At 32.0% G+C, this 16512-nt stretch carries 15 protein-coding genes; 9 read left to right on the top strand and 6 right to left on the bottom strand.

The window, feature by feature from the left end; genetic code table 11:
• Positions 1-9 precede the first annotated feature (9 nt).
• The 3 genes from thrS to EV02_RS05900 are packed head-to-tail and all read right to left on the bottom strand — an operon-like array spanning position 10 to position 3358.
• The gene (thrS, locus tag EV02_RS05890) at positions 10-1926 is read right to left on the bottom strand and encodes a threonine--tRNA ligase (protein WP_032519309.1); all 1917 of its coding nucleotides are present in this window, start codon (positions 1924-1926) and stop codon (positions 10-12) included.
• 3 nt (positions 1927-1929) lie between these two features.
• The gene (trpS, locus tag EV02_RS05895) at positions 1930-2946 is read right to left on the bottom strand and encodes a tryptophan--tRNA ligase (protein WP_032519308.1); all 1017 of its coding nucleotides are present in this window, start codon (positions 2944-2946) and stop codon (positions 1930-1932) included.
• Positions 2936-3358, bottom strand: a complete 423-nt coding sequence (locus EV02_RS05900) for a hypothetical protein (protein ID WP_032519307.1) — start codon at positions 3356-3358, stop codon at positions 2936-2938. Before EV02_RS05900 ends, trpS begins: the two co-directional genes overlap by 11 nt.
• A gap of 165 nt (positions 3359-3523) precedes the next feature.
• On the opposite strand from EV02_RS05900, the gene EV02_RS05905 reads away from it, so the two are divergent.
• Genes EV02_RS05905 through EV02_RS05925 form a run of 5 tightly spaced genes read left to right on the top strand, consistent with a single transcriptional unit; the run spans position 3524 to position 8600 of the window.
• Positions 3524-4858, top strand: coding sequence for a YcjF family protein (locus tag EV02_RS05905; RefSeq protein WP_032519306.1), 1335 nt, complete (start codon positions 3524-3526; stop codon positions 4856-4858).
• Positions 4859-4878: 20 nt separating this feature from the next.
• Complete coding sequence (locus EV02_RS05910) at positions 4879-5778, top strand: metal ABC transporter substrate-binding protein (RefSeq protein ID WP_032520434.1); 900 nt, start codon at positions 4879-4881, stop codon at positions 5776-5778.
• Positions 5779-5781: 3 nt separating this feature from the next.
• Positions 5782-6546, top strand: a complete 765-nt coding sequence (locus EV02_RS05915; RefSeq protein ID WP_032519305.1) for a metal ABC transporter ATP-binding protein — start codon at positions 5782-5784, stop codon at positions 6544-6546.
• A 12-nt stretch (positions 6547-6558) separates the two neighbouring features.
• The gene (locus tag EV02_RS05920) at positions 6559-7431 is read left to right on the top strand and encodes a metal ABC transporter permease (protein WP_032519304.1); all 873 of its coding nucleotides are present in this window, start codon (positions 6559-6561) and stop codon (positions 7429-7431) included.
• Positions 7428-8600 carry a DUF4336 domain-containing protein gene (locus EV02_RS05925; protein WP_032519303.1) on the top strand — a complete coding sequence of 391 codons (1173 nt, stop codon included), beginning with the start codon at positions 7428-7430 and terminating at the stop codon, positions 8598-8600. The genes EV02_RS05920 and EV02_RS05925 overlap by 4 nt, the downstream gene beginning before the upstream one ends.
• A 6-nt stretch (positions 8601-8606) precedes the next feature.
• On the opposite strand, the gene EV02_RS05930 is transcribed toward EV02_RS05925, so the two are convergent.
• Positions 8607-8942, bottom strand: coding sequence for a DUF760 domain-containing protein (locus tag EV02_RS05930; RefSeq protein WP_012007422.1), 336 nt, complete (start codon positions 8940-8942; stop codon positions 8607-8609).
• A gap of 45 nt (positions 8943-8987) precedes the next feature.
• Complete coding sequence (lepB, locus tag EV02_RS05935; protein ID WP_032519301.1) at positions 8988-9572, bottom strand: signal peptidase I; 585 nt, start codon at positions 9570-9572, stop codon at positions 8988-8990.
• 50 nt (positions 9573-9622) lie between these two features.
• Between lepB and menD the strand changes: the two genes are divergently transcribed.
• Genes menD through EV02_RS05955 form a run of 4 tightly spaced genes read left to right on the top strand, consistent with a single transcriptional unit; the run spans position 9623 to position 15153 of the window.
• Complete coding sequence (gene menD / locus EV02_RS05940) at positions 9623-11386, top strand: 2-succinyl-5-enolpyruvyl-6-hydroxy-3-cyclohexene-1-carboxylic-acid synthase (protein ID WP_032519298.1); 1764 nt, start codon at positions 9623-9625, stop codon at positions 11384-11386.
• Between the two features lie 35 nt (positions 11387-11421).
• Positions 11422-12279 carry a 1,4-dihydroxy-2-naphthoyl-CoA synthase gene (gene menB / locus EV02_RS05945; RefSeq protein WP_032519296.1) on the top strand — a complete coding sequence of 286 codons (858 nt, stop codon included), beginning with the start codon at positions 11422-11424 and terminating at the stop codon, positions 12277-12279.
• Positions 12280-12315: 36 nt separating this feature from the next.
• On the top strand, positions 12316-13767 hold the full coding sequence (glgA, locus tag EV02_RS05950; RefSeq protein WP_032519293.1) for a glycogen synthase GlgA: 1452 nt from the start codon (positions 12316-12318) through the stop codon (positions 13765-13767).
• Between the two features lie 12 nt (positions 13768-13779).
• Positions 13780-15153, top strand: coding sequence for a UDP-N-acetylmuramoyl-tripeptide--D-alanyl-D-alanine ligase (locus EV02_RS05955; protein WP_032519290.1), 1374 nt, complete (start codon positions 13780-13782; stop codon positions 15151-15153).
• Here the strand turns inward: EV02_RS05955 and glmU are convergent.
• Entirely contained in the window at positions 15142-16503 is a 1362-nt protein-coding gene (glmU, locus tag EV02_RS05960; RefSeq protein WP_032519286.1) for a bifunctional UDP-N-acetylglucosamine diphosphorylase/glucosamine-1-phosphate N-acetyltransferase GlmU, read from the bottom strand. The two genes, EV02_RS05955 and glmU, sit on opposite strands and share 12 nt — an antisense overlap.
• Positions 16504-16512 lie beyond the last annotated feature (9 nt).

Raw genomic sequence — 16512 nt, 5'->3', positions numbered from 1 at the left:
TTTGAGAAATTATTCTGTTCTCCCTTTTTTTTCTATTAATTCATCCATTAATTTGAAAAGATTTGGTAAATTGAATATTCCTAAATTGCTTCCATTCAAGGCTCTTAAGGCGACTGAATCAATTTCCTCTTCTTTATCACCAATAACTGCAATTAAAGGAACTCTCCCGAGAGTTGCTTCTCGTATTTTATATCCTATTTTTTCATTCCTAATATCAACTTTTGATCGGTAACCATTATTATTTATAAATTCATTAAACTTTAAACATTTTTCAATATTTCTATCAGTAATGCTTAATAAGATTATTTGATAAGGCGCAAGCCAAATTGGGAATTTTGCCTCATATTGTTCAATTAAGATTCCTATAAATCTTTCAAAGGATCCTAAAATTGCTCTATGAAGCATAACTGGATTTCTTTTTTCATTATCAATATCCACATAAGTTGCATCCAATCTAATAGGCATTGAGAAATCAACCTGAATAGTTCCGCATTGCCAAACTCTATTAAGACAATCCTTTAAAGAGAATTCTATTTTTGGACCATAAAAAGCACCTTCTCCAGGTTGAAGTTCCCATTTCAGATTCTTATTATCGAGAGCTTTGGTAAGAGCCTCTTCCGATTTATCCCAAATATCCTCACTACCTACTCTTTTTTCAGGACGAGTTGATAATTTGATAATGATTTCATCAAAACCAAAAGTTTTATAAACCTCGAAAACAAGATCTATAAAAGTAGATACCTCTTCTTGTATTTGCTCTTCTGTGCAGAATATGTGTGCATCATCTTGAGTAAAGTTTCTTACCCTCATTAAGCCGTGCAGTGCTCCAGAGGGCTCATTTCTGTGACAAGAACCAAATTCAGCAAGACGAATAGGTAAATCCTTATAACTTTTTAAACCTTGATTAAATACTTGAATATGGCATGGACAATTCATTGGTTTAATTGCATAGGTTCGATTTTCTGATGCAGTAGTGAACATATCGTCTCTAAATTTCTCCCAATGACCAGATTTTTCCCAAAGAGATTTATCAACAGCTTGTGGGGTTTTGATTTCTAAATAATCATTTTTTTTGAGTATTTCTCTTATGTACTTTTCCAGTACTTGGTAGATTGTCCATCCATTTGGATGCCAAAAAATCATTCCTGGAGATTCCTCTTGTATATGAAATAGTGAATGTTTTTTACCAAGTTTTCTATGATCTCTTTTTTCCGCTTCTTCAATTCTTGTTAAATAATCTTTGAGTTCTTTCTCTTTTGCCCATGCAGTTCCATATATTCTCTGTAATGATTCATTCTCACTATTACCTCTCCAATATGAACCTGATAATTTAAGTAATTTAAAGTGCCTCAAATGTCTAGTGTTTGGCACGTGAGGCCCTCTACACATGTCGATGTATTCTTCGTGCTTGTATAAATTGATGAGACCTTCTTCAGGAATTTCTTCAATTATCCTTAATTTAAAAGTCTCATCTCTTTCTTTAAAAGTTTTAATTGCCTCTTCTTTAGAAACTTGTAAAATTTCAACGTCATAGTTTGTTTTTATTAATTTATTAATTCTATTTTCGATTTTTATTAAATCTTCAGGAGTAAATCTGTATTCAGAGAAAATATCGTAATAAAAACCATCTTCAATTACAGGCCCAATCGCCATTTTAATATCAGAGTAAATTTGTTTAACTGCATGACCAATAAGGTGAGCGAAAGAATGTCTTATTATTTCAATTCCTTCTTTATCTTTTGATGTGATGATTACAACTTTGGAATCTTTATTTATAGGAATTGTTGCATCAATAAGAACATCATTTACTTTCCCAGCAATTGTTGCTTTAGCTAATCCTGCGCCTATACTCTGGGCAATTTCTAGAATAGTTACAGATTTTTCGAAAACCTTTTTTGAACCATCAGGCAAGGTAATTATTGGCATAATTTATTTCTCCATTTCAAAAAATCCCAGTTTTGATTTAACTCTTTTTAAAGTCTGATTCGCTAAATCTTCAGCTTTTTCCTTCCCTTCATTAAGGATTTTATTTAGTTGATAGGGATCATTAATTAATAATTTATATTTTTTCTGAATAGGTTCTAGTGATTCAATAAGTTGTTCGGTAATTAATTTTTTAAATGTCCCCCATCCAGTCTCTGAGAATTCATTTTCACATTGAGAAATTTCTTTGCCAGATAATATTGAATAAATCATCAAAAGATTTTTAGATTCTGGTCTCTCAGGGTTGTTAAATTCAATTCCAATAGAACTGTCACTTTTTGCTTTTTTAATTTTTTTTGTGATTATTTCAGGTGGATCTAATAAGTTAATGCGACTGCCCTCATTAGGATCACTTTTGCTCATCTTTTTTGAACCATCAATTAAACTCATTATTTTTGAACCATTCTTCATGATGATTGGTTGAGGGATCTTTAAAATATTTTTATCCTTACTAAATCTGGCATTAATTCTCTGTTGTGCAATATCTCTCGCCAGTTCAAGATGTTGTTTTTGATCCTCACCTACTGGTACAAAGTCAGCATCATAAAGAAGGATATCTGCAGCCATAAGTATTGGATAGTCAAATAATCCAATAGATACATTATTACCTTGTTGTATGGATTTTTCTTTAAATTGAATCATTCTTTCCATCCAATTTATTGGGGTCATGCAATTTAATATCCAACAAAGTTCTGAATGCGCTGAAATCTGACTTTGGACAAAAATTGAGCATATATTTGGATCTATCCCACAAGCGACGTACAAAGCCGCTGTAGAGATAGTGTTATTAGATAATTCTTTGGGATTATATGAGGCTGTTATTGCGTGCAAATCAACTACACATAGAAATGTTTCATATTGCTCTTGGAGCGTAACCCAATTATTTATGGCCCCAAGCCAATTCCCAATATGTAAATCACCAGTTGGTTGAACTCCCGAAAGAATTCTTTTTTTATTTGCCATCCTCTTCTACTTCGCTAGATTGGATCTCTTCAGTTGATGTACTTTTTACAGGTCTTGCAAAAGGGTCAGGTGCTTTTTTTGTCTTTTCTTCATAAGAATTTTGTGATTGTCTACTAGGAGAAGAGTTTTTATTATTTTTTGCATATTCTTTGATTGATTCAATCAATTTTTCGTCTTTGATCATTTCGCTAAGTGTTCTAACAGAGAAACCCAGAACTGCAACGGTAGATCTTAATTGAAAGGTCTCTTGTATTGATTTAACAGCTTTCATTTCGTTATCACTCAATCTTATGCGGAATCCTCCTCCATCTCTTCTGCCGCCCGATCTATCTCTGAAATTAGATCTTTCATTGTTAGAACGACCTCTGTAATTTTCTTGTCCAGGATTATTGCTGAAATTTGAATTAGACATCTTAATGTTTCTTAAGTTATTTAAATAGTCTATTAACTTAGCATCTTGTTATGCAATAAGTCTTTTTAAAAGGCTTAAATTTTTATCTTTTGATTAACGACTTATGAAATTTTGCTTTTCTCATTCACAACTTGCATTAAAATAAAATTAGAAAAATAAAGAATTGTGTTTGATATTAGTAAAAACAACCTTTTAAAGGATTTCATAAAGTTTCCAAAAAAAAATCTTCTTATTATTTTATTATTGTTAGGTTTTGGGGAATGGTTTGTCAGTGACTTAATTCATTTTGCAGGAGGCTCAATAGGATTTTTTGCGTTGTGTTTGGGGGGATATTTTTACTTGAAGAATGATAAGCCTAAATTTAATGAGCCAAGTAATTTAGATGGTTGGATAAACCTATGTAATGAAGATTTAAATTTTTTTGAAGAACTAGAAGCAACAAATGAATTAGAAAAACAGAATTCAAAAAGACAAAAAACACTTGAATCTATTCTTAATAGATGTGAAAAAGAAAAAATAAGTTGCATTGGACAAAAAGATTATCAAAGTTTTCAATCTGTTTTGAAAAGTAATTTCAAAGCAGATAAGTTTGACTTTGATTTATACGAAAAACTGCCTAAATACAATTCTTCTCAAGTTATTCCAGAAGAAGCTTTGAAGAGTGATGCAATCTTGTATTTTATAAACTTGCCTTTGTCGGCAAATGATTTTTTGTGGCTGGAAAAGTTTCCTAAAAATATGCCAATCTGGTTGGTGGCTTTAACTTCCAACCAAATAGAATCCAAAAATCAGATAGAGGACTTAAAGTCTCAAATTTCAAGTGACTTTACAAACAAAATTATTACTTTTGATGTGAATAAGAGTGAAATAACAAATATACCTTTTTCTTTAAGGAAGTTTTTCATAAGTTCATCTAAAAATATTGAAAATACAAAAAAAAGGCTCATGAAAGAACTTCATGCTGCCTGGCAATCTGAAATTGAAGGTATAAGAAGAATGCAGTTAAAAGGTATACAAAGAAAAAATCAAATTCTTGTCGCAACAACTGTTTTCTTGTCTCCAATCCCATCAATTGATGTTATGGCAATGACAGTATTAAATTCTTTAATGATTAAAGAAATTAAGTCTATATGGGGATGTAATTGGTCCCCTGAAATTTTAGATAAAGTATCCAAAGAGATTTTAAAGACTGCAATTGCTCAGGGAGTTGTTGAATGGAGTGGGCAGACTCTAATTGGTATAACAAAATTACATGGCCCAAATTGGCTTGTCTCTGGAACATTTCAGGCGGTTAGTGCTGCTTATTTAACAAGAGTAGTGTCAAGTTCTTTGGCTGATTTTATGGCAATAACAAAAGGAGTAGAAGAACCTGATTTGGATTTTATAAAGAAAAATTCTGAGAAAATTGTTGAAGAAGCTTTTGAAAAAGAAAAAATAAATTGGAAAGGATTTATTTCTGATCTTAGAAAACCACTTATGAAACTATCTTTTAATTCATAATCTTGGGATGGATGTTAAAAATGAAAAAAAATATTTTTTTTTTAAGTTTGATACTTCTGCTTACTATTGCTTCAGGCTCATGTAAGAGAATATCAAATAAAAATGAAACTAAAGAAGTAATACTGGCAAGTTTCACTGTTTTGGCGGATATAATTAGTAATGTCGCTAAAGATGATTTTATTGTTAGATCAATAACGAAACCTGGAGTTGAAGTTCATGGCTACCAACCAACTCCAAGTGATTTGGTAAATGCCTCTAATGCTTTTGTTTTTATTGATAATGGATTTGGATTTGAATTATGGGCTGAAAAATTTGTCTCTAATTTAAAAGTTAAAAGAATTACTGTCTCGGAAGATTTGGATCCTATTTTTATCAGTGAAGATTTTTATAAAGGGAAACCCAATCCTCATGCATGGATTTCTCCAAAAAGAGGGATCCTATACGTAGATATTCTCGTGGATTCTTTATCAGAATTGAGGCCATCCAAAAGGACATTATTTGAAGAAAATGGAAAAATTTATAAAGATAAACTATCTAAAATAGATAAAGAATTCTCACTTTTTATTAATAACTTAAATAAAGACAGGAGGTATTTAGTAAGTTGTGAAGGTGCTTTTTCGTATCTGACAAATGATTATGGATTAGAGGAAGTTTATTTGTGGCCAGTTAATGCTGAGAGTCAAATTACTCCCAAAAGAATGGCAAGAACAATCTCACTAGTTAAAGAAAAAAATGTTCCATCTGTATTTTGCGAAAGTACTGTAAGTAACGAATCTCAAATGGTTGTTGCAAACGAAACTGGGGCTAATTTTGGAGGAAATCTTTTTGTTGATTCACTATCTGATGATAGTGGGCCTGCTAGTTCCTATATAAAAATGCTTGAGCATAATTTGGATTTGATTAAAAAAGGACTTTTTTGAATTATGGAAAAAATCAATTATCAAAACTTTAGGATTGAGGCAGAGAATATTTGCGTAGATTACAACGGTAAGGTGGCTTTGTATGATGCCAATTTAAGATTGAAACCTGGCCAGATTTGTGGGTTAGTAGGGATGAACGGGGCTGGTAAAACAACTTTCTTTAATGCTTTAACCGGCTTTGTAAATATTTCAAAGGGAAAAATTAGAATAAATGGAGAGTCTGTAAGATCTGCTCAAAAAGATCAGACAATTGCTTATGTTCCTCAAAATGAGGGAATTGATAGTCAATTTCCAATAAGTGTTTGGGATGTAGTGATGATGGGAAGATATGGTTCGATGAATATTTTTAGGTCTCCTAGAGAGTCTGATGTTCAGGCGGTTAAAGATGCTATTGAGAGAGTTGATCTTACTGATCATTTATCTACACCTATTGGAAACTTATCGGGAGGACAAAGAAAACGAACTTTTTTAGCTAGAGCAATTGCGCAAAGAGCATCAATACTTCTTCTTGATGAGCCTTTTTCAGGTGTTGATATAAGAACTGAAAAACTTATTTCGGAATTATTTATTCAATTTAAAAATGAGGGGAAAACCATATTATTATCAACGCACGATATGATTCATGTCCGTGAATTTTGTGATTTGGTTCTTTTAATAAATAAAACTGTTGTAGCTTATGGTGAAACCTCTGAAGTGTTTACCCCTGAAAATATTACAACTACTTTTGGAGGGATCTCACCTGATTTCTTGTTTGGACCTGAATCCTAAATTTTAATTTATATGGAGCTCTGTTCTTTTTTAACTTTAGATACATTCATCACAGATCCTTTAACTCATGACTTTATGAGAAAAGCACTTCTTATGAGTTCATTAGTTGCGGCTGTTTGTGGTTTTCTATCAAGTTATTTGACTCTTAAAGGATGGGCTTTAATGGGAGATGCAGTGTCACATTCGGTAATGCCTGGTGTTGTGGTTGCTTATGCATTAGGTCTTCCTTTCTCATTAGGGGCATTTATTTTCGGAGTTGGTTCTGTAGCGTTGATAGGGTTTATTAAGCAGAAATCTAGAGTTAAGGAAGATACTGTTATTGGGTTGGTATTTACTGGATTTTTCGCTCTTGGAATAGTATTGGTTTCTAAGATTAAAAGTAATATTGATCTGCACTCTATTCTTTTTGGTAGTCCATTAGGAATATCACTTTCAGATGTAAAACAAACTATATTCATTTCTTTATTAGTAGTAATCCTTTTATCAATTTTCAGAAAAGATTTAATGCTTTATTGTTTCGACCCTAGGCATGCAAAAACAGTTGGGATTAATGTATTTTTTCTTCATTATTTACTCCTCACATGTTTATCTTTGGCAGCTGTTGTGGGGTTGCAGTCTGTAGGAATTATTTTGGTAGTTGCAATGTTGATTACACCAGGGGCTACAGCATATTTACTTACGGATAAGTTTGATAATATGACAGTAATTTCAGTATTAAGTGCAATCATTTCAAGCCTTATAGGAATCTATGTTAGTTTTTGGTTTGATCTTGAAACAGGTGGATCAATTGTCTTGGCACAAACTTTTATATTTTTATTTGCTTTTTTATTCGCTCCAAGATACGGAATATTTAAGTTAAAGAAATTATTTGCTGGGTATAAATGATTGTGGTGGATGATACTTTAAATAAAAAGTGGAATTGGTGGCCATTATTCCCCTTATATCCTTATGGAAAAAAGAAAACAATTTTAAAAGAATTAATTCCTGATCAAATATGGTCCTTGGAACAAATACAGGGACTTTATTATGTTGCTGTTCCAATAAGAATGACGGTAATAAAGGTTGATAATGGCTTGATGATAATAAATCCACTACCTCCGACAAAAGAATTAATAAATGAGTTAGAAAAATTAATTACAATTCATGGCAAAGTAAAAACAATAATTCTACCTAGTGCTTCTGGACTAGAACATAAAATCGGACTTCCAGCTCTTTCAAGAACTTTTAAAGATGCAGAAATTTGGCTTTGTCCTGGACAATGGAGTTTCCCCATAAATCTACCACTAGATTTCTTAGGAATTCCATCAAAAAGATCAAGAATACTCTTTGAGGAAGGTACTCCACATCCAAACTTTTTTAAATGGTCTTCATTAGGCCCTCTAAATTTAGGACTTGGAAGATATCAGGAGATAAGCTGTTTCCATTATCCTACGAAAACACTTCATGTGACAGACGCAATAGTTGGAATAGACTCTACTCCCCCTGAGATATTTGATTTTGATCCAACTCCACTTCTTTTTCATTCTAGAGAAAGAGGAGATGAACCTTTGATTGACTCCATCGAAAATAGAAAAAAAGGATGGAAAAGGTTAGTCTTGTTTTCATCTTTTTTAAAACCAGGTAAATTAAATATTCCACCTTTAAAAAAAATATTTAAGTATTCATTCAAAAAAGATCTAAGGAATTGGAGATCTCATTTCGGTATTTATCCCTTTTTGTGGGACGAAGATTGGGAATCTTCCCTTGTTGAAATAATGGGTAAAGATACTCCTAAGATTCAAATTGCACCAGTTTTACAGAAATTAATTTTTCCGCGTTCAAAAGAAGTTTTACTCAAATGGTTAGAAAATATTAAGTGTTTTGAAGATATGGAATATTTAATTCCAGCTCATTTTACGGCCCCTATTAAATTTACAATAGAGGATTGTCAAAAATTAATTAATGAAATTAATTCCCAAAAGTGGGACAAACTTCCTGAGGATAATAAATTTTTGATGGGTTTATATAAAAAGTTGTTTGAACTAGGAATAATTCCTGAAGAAGTAAATCTTTAAAAACAATTATTCTTCAATAGACATGTTCTCATCATTTTTAAGAGTTTGTTCCAGCTCTTTTCTTTGCTCCATTTGTCTTAAGAAATATCCTGTCATCATTGCAGAAGATAATAAATTAGCAATGTTGTCTTTTGAAGATGTTATTTTTACATCAAATTGATCTGAAGGAAGCATTCCAAGAAGACCTTGAACATTATGTCTAATAATTTCTTGAATATCTTCACTAGCTGATTTTGCTACTCTTTGCAAAACTTCTGGAGATTGTTTTTGTAAATATTGGATTAAATCATTCTCATCGTTTGGATCATTATTTTCAGTAGCAAGAAATTCTGGATTAAACATTTCTACAACTTCAAGATATAAAAACACTACAACATCAAGTACCCATTAATCTAAATTATTAAGGGCAGGGAACCGAATAGGTCCAATTTTATTAAACGGCCAATATCTAAAAATGGCTTTACCAATAACCTTTTCATAGGGTAAAAATCCCCAAATATGTGAGTCCATACTGTTATTTCTATTATCTCCCATTACCCATAATGACTCTTCTGGGACAATAAAAGGCCCTATAGAATAATTAATATTTTTGTCAAAAACGTAATTTTTTTGAGCGATATTATTTAAGTAAAGGTTACCGTCTCTTACTTCTACTTTGTCTCCAGGTATTCCAATTACTCTTTTTATTAGTGCAGTATCTGCTTCATAACCAGCATTAATTAATTGCTCCGGAACCTTAAAAACAACTATTTTATTTTTTAATTTTGAAAGATTTGATTTGGAAGTGATTTTGGGGGTTATTTTCTCAACCAGAATTTTATCTTGTATTTGAAGAGTTGGAAGCATTGAACCGGAGGGGATCCATCTTGGCTCTATAACCTGCCATCGTATAATTAAAGCTATAGATATCCAGATTAAAAGATTTTTTAAATCCTTTATTATTGAATTTCTTTTTTCTTGAGTTGTAGACATGTTTTATTTAATTCAGTTATAAGGAAAATCCCAAAGCATTTATATAAATTATGACATCATCTATTGAATGCAAAAATTTTCTTAGAAGTTTACAACTTTTGAATCTCTTTATAAAAATAGGAGTTCAAAATTTAATACTATGTCCAGGTAGTAGATCAGCACCCCTAGCGATAGCTGCTGGAGAATTAAATAAATTAGGACTGGTAAATATTTTTAATTCAATAGATGAGAGATCTGCGGGATTCCACTCTCTTGGGATTTCTGCTGCATCAGGTAATCTTTCTTTAGTTATTACCACTTCTGGGACTGCTGTAAGTAACTTATTGCCAGCAGCAGTTGAGGCAGACCGGTCTTGTAAAGGTATTATATTTCTTACTGCTGATAGACCCTTAAGATTAAAAGATTGTGGGGCTAATCAAACAGTAAATCAAGAAGATTTTTTGACTTCAGTCTGCAGAAGGGTTTTAAGTACGAATCTAAATGGACTTCATGAAACACAAGAAAATGAAATCCTGAATTTAGTTCGAATTACTGAGAAACAAATATCAACTTTCCCTGGGCCTATTCATTTAAATATTCCTATTGATAAGCCTTTAGGTATTTCACTTTTAAATAAAAAAAATGTTTTAGAGGTTTTTGAAAGAATTTATTTAAAGAAAAAATATATATCTCAGGAAGTTGAAATAAAATCTGATAAAAACAAACTCTTAGAAATTTCAAAAAATTTAAATTTAGATGAATCTGGCATTATTTTGGTAGGTCCCTATCAAGGTTCCATAAATGATTTAATTTCTTTCAATAAATCTTTAGAAAGATTGCAAGAAATTACTGGTTGGCCAGTATTTGCTGATCCTGTTTCAGGAGTTTATTCTGATTTGAGAGGATTAGTTGTGAATTGGGAATTAGTCTTAAGAAAAAATAAAAATTCAATAAATTGTCATCAACTTTTGAGGCTTGGCCCCATGTCATCTTCAATAGATTTGGAGAAATTTTTAACAACTTTCGAAGGTATACAAATTCTTGTAAAAGAAAAAAACTATAGAAAATTGGACCCAATAAAAAAATCATTTGAATATGATTTTGGGCTTTCAAATTTTACTAATCTATTGCTAGAAGAATTATCAATTAACGAAAAAAACAAAAAATCTCTTACTCCAATGGCTTTAGATCTAATAGAGGAAGGCGAGAAGATTAGAGGTATTTTAAAAGAGAAAATTACTCAAGACAATCAAATTACTGAGTATATGCTTGCAAACCTTGTCCCAAAACTTTGGCCAGCTGAAAATCCTATAATGCTCTCCGCAAGTAGCCCAATTAGAGATTGGCTCACATTTTCTGAGAATGGTACTTTAACAAGAAACTGTTTCAGTTTTAGGGGCGCTTCTGGTATAGACGGTACTTTATCTCTTGCATTAGGTATTTCTAGAATTAAAAATCCTCTACTTCTTGTGACTGGAGATTTGGCTTTTATTCATGATATAAACGGTTGGCTGATTGAAAATTCAATCGACATGAATTTAACAATACTTTTAATAAATAATAATGGCGGAAATATATTTAATCGCATTTATAAAAATAATTTAAAAGAAGATGAATTAAAAAAACTATTTCTTATGCCTAAAGAAATAAACTGGCCAAAACTCGCAGAGGGCTTTCAAGTAAACTTTAAAAGTGTGGCAAATTTTAAAAAATTACGAGAGGCATTAGATTGGAGCATTTCTATCCAGAAATCTGTAATAATTAAAGTTGATGTTGATCCAGAAAATGAAATTTGTGAAAAAAATGCTCTGCTAGAAAAAATAATTGGCAGTTAAATTTATCATTTTCTATTTTTGAATAATTAGATTTCATGAAAGTATTACCTGGTAAAACAACTTTAAATTGGTCAGAGTGCAAATCTTATGAAGATATATTGTTTCACAAATCAGATGAGGGAATTGCGAGAATTGCAATTAATCGGCCTGAAAAAAGAAATGCATTTAGGCCTCAAACTGTAGATGAACTCATTGACGCATTTGATATCGTAAGAAATGATGAAACTATTGGCGTAGTTCTCTTTACAGGTGCGGGACCTGACAAGAAAGGCATTTATTCTTTTTGCTCTGGAGGTGACCAGAGTGTAAGGGGTAAAAATGGATATAAAAATGATGAAGGGAAGCAGAGATTAAATGTACTTGAACTTCAAAGATTAATAAGAAGTTTGCCTAAAGTAGTTATTGCCTTAGTTCCTGGTTTCGCAATTGGAGGAGGGCAGGTACTTCATCTAATTTGTGATCTCAGTATCGCCTCTGAAAATGCAATATTTGGTCAAACAGGTCCAAGAGTTGGTAGTTTTGATGCAGGTTTTGGATCTAGTTATTTAGCAAGACTTGTTGGTCAAAGAAAAGCAAAAGAAATTTGGTTTTTGTGTAGAAAATATAATTCCAAGGAAGCTCTGAAGATGGGCTTGATAAATGCAATTACAAAGATTGAAGAATTAGAAGCTGAGGGTGTAATCTGGGCAAGAGAGATTTTACGAAATAGTCCAACTGCTATTCGTATTCTTAAAGCTTCATTCAATGCAGAGAATGATGGGATTGCAGGTATTCAAGAATTATCTGGATTCACAACTCAATTATTCTATTCGACTGAAGAAGCTCAAGAAGGTAGAAATGCCTTTCTTGAAAAGCGTCCACCAGACTTTTCTGACTATAAGTGGACACCCTAGTTTATTTTTCAAAAGAACTTTTTTAAATAATTATCAATGAGAATTCTTCTTGCCGCTGCTGAATGTGCTCCAATGATCAAAGTTGGAGGTATGGGAGATGTGGTTGGTTCGTTGCCTCCATCTTTGATAAAACTTGGTCACGATGTAAGGGTAATAATTCCAGGATATGGAAAATTGTGGAGTCTTTTAGAGGTATCGAATGAACCAGTATTTAGAGCAAATACAATGGGCACTGATTTTGCCGTATATGAAGCAAAACATCCCATTCATAATTATGTAATTTACCTAGTGGGTCATCCAACATTTGACTCTGACCAAATATATGGAGGCGAAAATGAGGACTGGCGCTTTACATTTTTTGCTAGTGCCACTTCAGAATTTGCCTGGAATTGTTGGAAACCTCAAGTTCTCCATTGCCATGATTGGCACACAGGAATGATTCCTGTGTGGATGCATCAGGATCCCGAAATTAGTACTGTTTTCACAATTCATAATTTAAAGTACCAAGGCCCTTGGAGGTGGAAACTTGAAAAAATGACTTGGTGTCCTTGGTATATGCATGGAGACCACACGATGGCTGCGGCAATGTTGTACGCAGATAGGGTCAATGCTGTTTCTCCGACTTATGCAGATGAGATTAAAACCCATGAATATGGGGAAAGCCTAGAAGGATTACTTAATTACATTTCAGGTAAATTAAGGGGAATTCTTAATGGCATAGATCTTGATGAATGGAATCCAGCCAAAGATCCAGTTTTACCTGCAAAATTTAGTATTAAGAATTTAGAAAATAGGCTAGAAAATAAAAAAATTCTGCAGAGAGAAATGGGTCTCGAAGTTAATCCTAAAAAATATCTTTTAGGTATGGTCAGTAGGTTAGTTGATCAGAAAGGGGTTGACTTACTTTTACAAGTTTCAAGAAGACTATTAGCCTATACAGATTCTCAAATTGCTGTTTTAGGGACTGGAGATAGATATTTAGAGTCTGGATTATGGCAACTGGCGTTAGATTACCCAGGAAGATTCTCAGTATTTCTTACCTATGATGATTCTTTATCAAGGCTTATCTACGGTGGCTCTGATGCATTTTTAATGCCAAGTAGATTCGAACCTTGTGGAATTAGTCAACTCCTTGCTATGAGGTATGGTTCTATCCCTATAGTAAGGCGAGTTGGAGGTTTAGTTGATACAGTTTTACCTCATGACCCGGAAAATAATAATGGTACGGGATTTTGCTTTGATCGCTTTGAACCTATAGATTTTTATACTTCTTTAGTAAGGTCCTGGGAAGCCTTTAGGCATAAAGAAAGTTGGGAATTACTGCAAAAAAGAGCCATGAGCCAAGAGTTTAGTTGGCAGAGATCAGCTCTTGAATACGAAGTTATGTATAAGGATGTTTGCGGAATAAAAGAACCATCGCCAGATGTTGCTGAAGTTGAAAAATTTTCTTACGGCCAATCAGCTGATCCATCTTTAAAAAAAGTATGACTTAATTTTTAAATGGAATTCTCTTTATCAGAATTAAATAATGTTTTGGGGGATATTAGAAATCTGAGAGAGGGTAAAAAAGATTTTTTTAATTTTAAGAATATAAGTATTGATAGTAGAACTTTATTAAAAAATGATCTTTTTATCGCTATCAATGGTAAAAATTTTGACGGACATAGTTTTCTTCCAGAGGTTTTAAATAAAGGAGTTAAATCTGTTGTAATTAAAAAAGGGATGCAGAGATTACTGCCTAGTGATTTTCCTTATTGGGTTGTAAATGACACAACAGAGGCTTTTCAAAAATTAGCATTGCTAAAAAGAAAAAAATTAAATATCCCTATTGTTGCAATAACTGGCTCAGTGGGTAAAACCACAACAAAAGAAATGATTGGTGGCGTTTTAAATAAACTTGGAAGAATTAAATTATCTCATGCAAATTTCAATAATGAGATTGGAGTTGGTCTTACTATTCTTGCTACAGATGTAGAAGATAAAGTTTTAGTTCTTGAGATGGGGATGAGAGGTCTTGGACAGATCGAGAATTTATCTAAATATAGTGAACCCGATATTGCAGTTATTACTAATATTGGGACAGCTCATATTGGATTATTGGGCTCAAAAAAAAATATTACTCATGCAAAGTGTGAAATTAGTAAGTTCTTAAATCCAAAGGGAGTTGTAATAATTCCAGCGAATGATCCATTCCTAGAAAAAACTTTAAAAGAATTTTGGAAAGGTAGAGTGATAAAAGTAAAACTATTAAATATAGAAAATCAAAAGGATAGTTTTAAGAAAGATGATAATTTGCGAGGATTTTATAATCCTTCGAATAAAACAATCTTAATTGAAGAAAATACCTTTGAAATTTCATTTGAGGGATTTCACAATGCTTCGAATTTCTTATTTGCTTATGCAGTTGCAAAAGAGCTAGGCATTGATTTCGCAAGTTTTAATAAATTTGATTTTGTAAGTTTAGGTGGAAGAAATAAAATTCTTAAATCAGTAAAAACAACAATATATGATGAATCATATAATGCTTCGCCGGAGTCAGTAAAAGCATGTATTAGAAACCTGCTTGAAAAACCGAGAAATAAATTTTTCATTTTTGGAAGTATGCAAGAATTGGGGAAAAAATCTGAAAAGTATCACAAAGAAATATTCAACTTAATAAATAATTCAGATATAGAAAAGTGTTTATTTATTTGCGATAAAGAAAATGAAAAAATTTACTATAATTATTTAAAAGATATGAATAAATTCTTAGTTTTAAATAATATTAAAGACGTACCTCAAGAGATAAACAAATCTACAAAAAAAGGTGATTCTATTCTTATAAAAGGAAGCAGATGTTGGCAACTAGAAAAAATTATTGAATTAATTAACTAAATCAGGATTTCTTTTTTTCCAATTCTCTATATTTACTTGCTTAGTTCTTGAGATCGCTAATGAATTATCTTTAGAGTCTTTTGTGATCACTGAACCTGCACCTGTTGTTACTGATTCCCCTAGATTTATTGGTGCTACAAAAACTGTGTTTGCTCCAATACTGGAATTTTTGCCAATTTTTGTTTGATATTTTTTCTGTCCATCAAAATTTGCAGTAATAGTGCCTGCTCCAATATTTGTAGATCTTCCAATAATAGAATCACCAATATAACTTAGATGGTTTACTTTAGATTCTTCCTCTAATTGACTATTTTTGATCTCAACAAAATTACCTATTTTGCTATCGGAAGATATTTTGGAATTAGGTCTTATATGACTATAAGGGCCAATTTTTATATGATCCATTAACTGAGAATCATAAACAGTAGAGTTTAAAATTTCACAATTTGATCCCACATTAGAATTCTCAATAAAAGTATTTGGACCAATAATGCAATGACTATTTATTTTCGTATTTCCTCTTATATGTGTATTAGCCTCTATGATTACATCCTTACCAATTTCAGCTTCTTCACTAATTGAACAACTTGCTTTATTTGTAAAAGTTACACCATTAAGCATATGTTTTTCTTTAATTGAATTCTGAATACATTCCTCGCACTCTGATAGTTGAATTCTGTTATTAATTCCTTGAAGCTCTCCATCATCCTCTACCTCTAGACTTGAGGAATTTTTTAGCAGAGAAATTGTATCTGTTAAGTAAATTTCTTTTTGATTATTATTGCTTTGCAAGGTATTAATTATTTTTGATAAGTTACTCCAGTTAAAACAGTAAACACCTGCATTGATTAATGGATTTTCTCTTTCTAAATTATTGCAATCTTTTTCTTCAACAATTCTCTCTATAAAACTCCCCTTCAAAAAAACTCTGCCATATCCATGAGGATTTGTTTTCTTTGTGGTAATTAAAGAAACATCAGCATTTTTCGAATCGTGTAAACACAAAAGTCTTTTTAGAGTACTAGGCCTAATGAGTGGCACATCGCCGTTTAGTACCAAAAGTTTTCCTTCATGTTTTTTTACTTCTTTACAAAGTATCTGGATAGCATGACCGGTTCCTGATTGAGGTTCTTGAACAACAACATGGATTTTTTTATCGTTTGGGATTGACTTCTGTACTTCTTTAGATTTGTGTCCAGTAATTACGAAAATTTTATCGGGCTTTAATTCTACACATGAATCAATTACTCTTTGTAGAAGACTTTTGCCAGAAATTTTATGTAAAACTTTTGGCAATGAGCTTTCCATCCTAGTGCCCTTGCCTGCCGCTAATATCGCAACACTTAACATGTTTATTTG

The organism is Prochlorococcus marinus str. SB, assembly GCF_000760115.1.
GTDB lineage: Bacteria > Cyanobacteriota > Cyanobacteriia > PCC-6307 > Cyanobiaceae > Prochlorococcus_A > Prochlorococcus_A marinus_D.
This window is presented reverse-complemented; position numbering and strand designations above follow the sequence as displayed.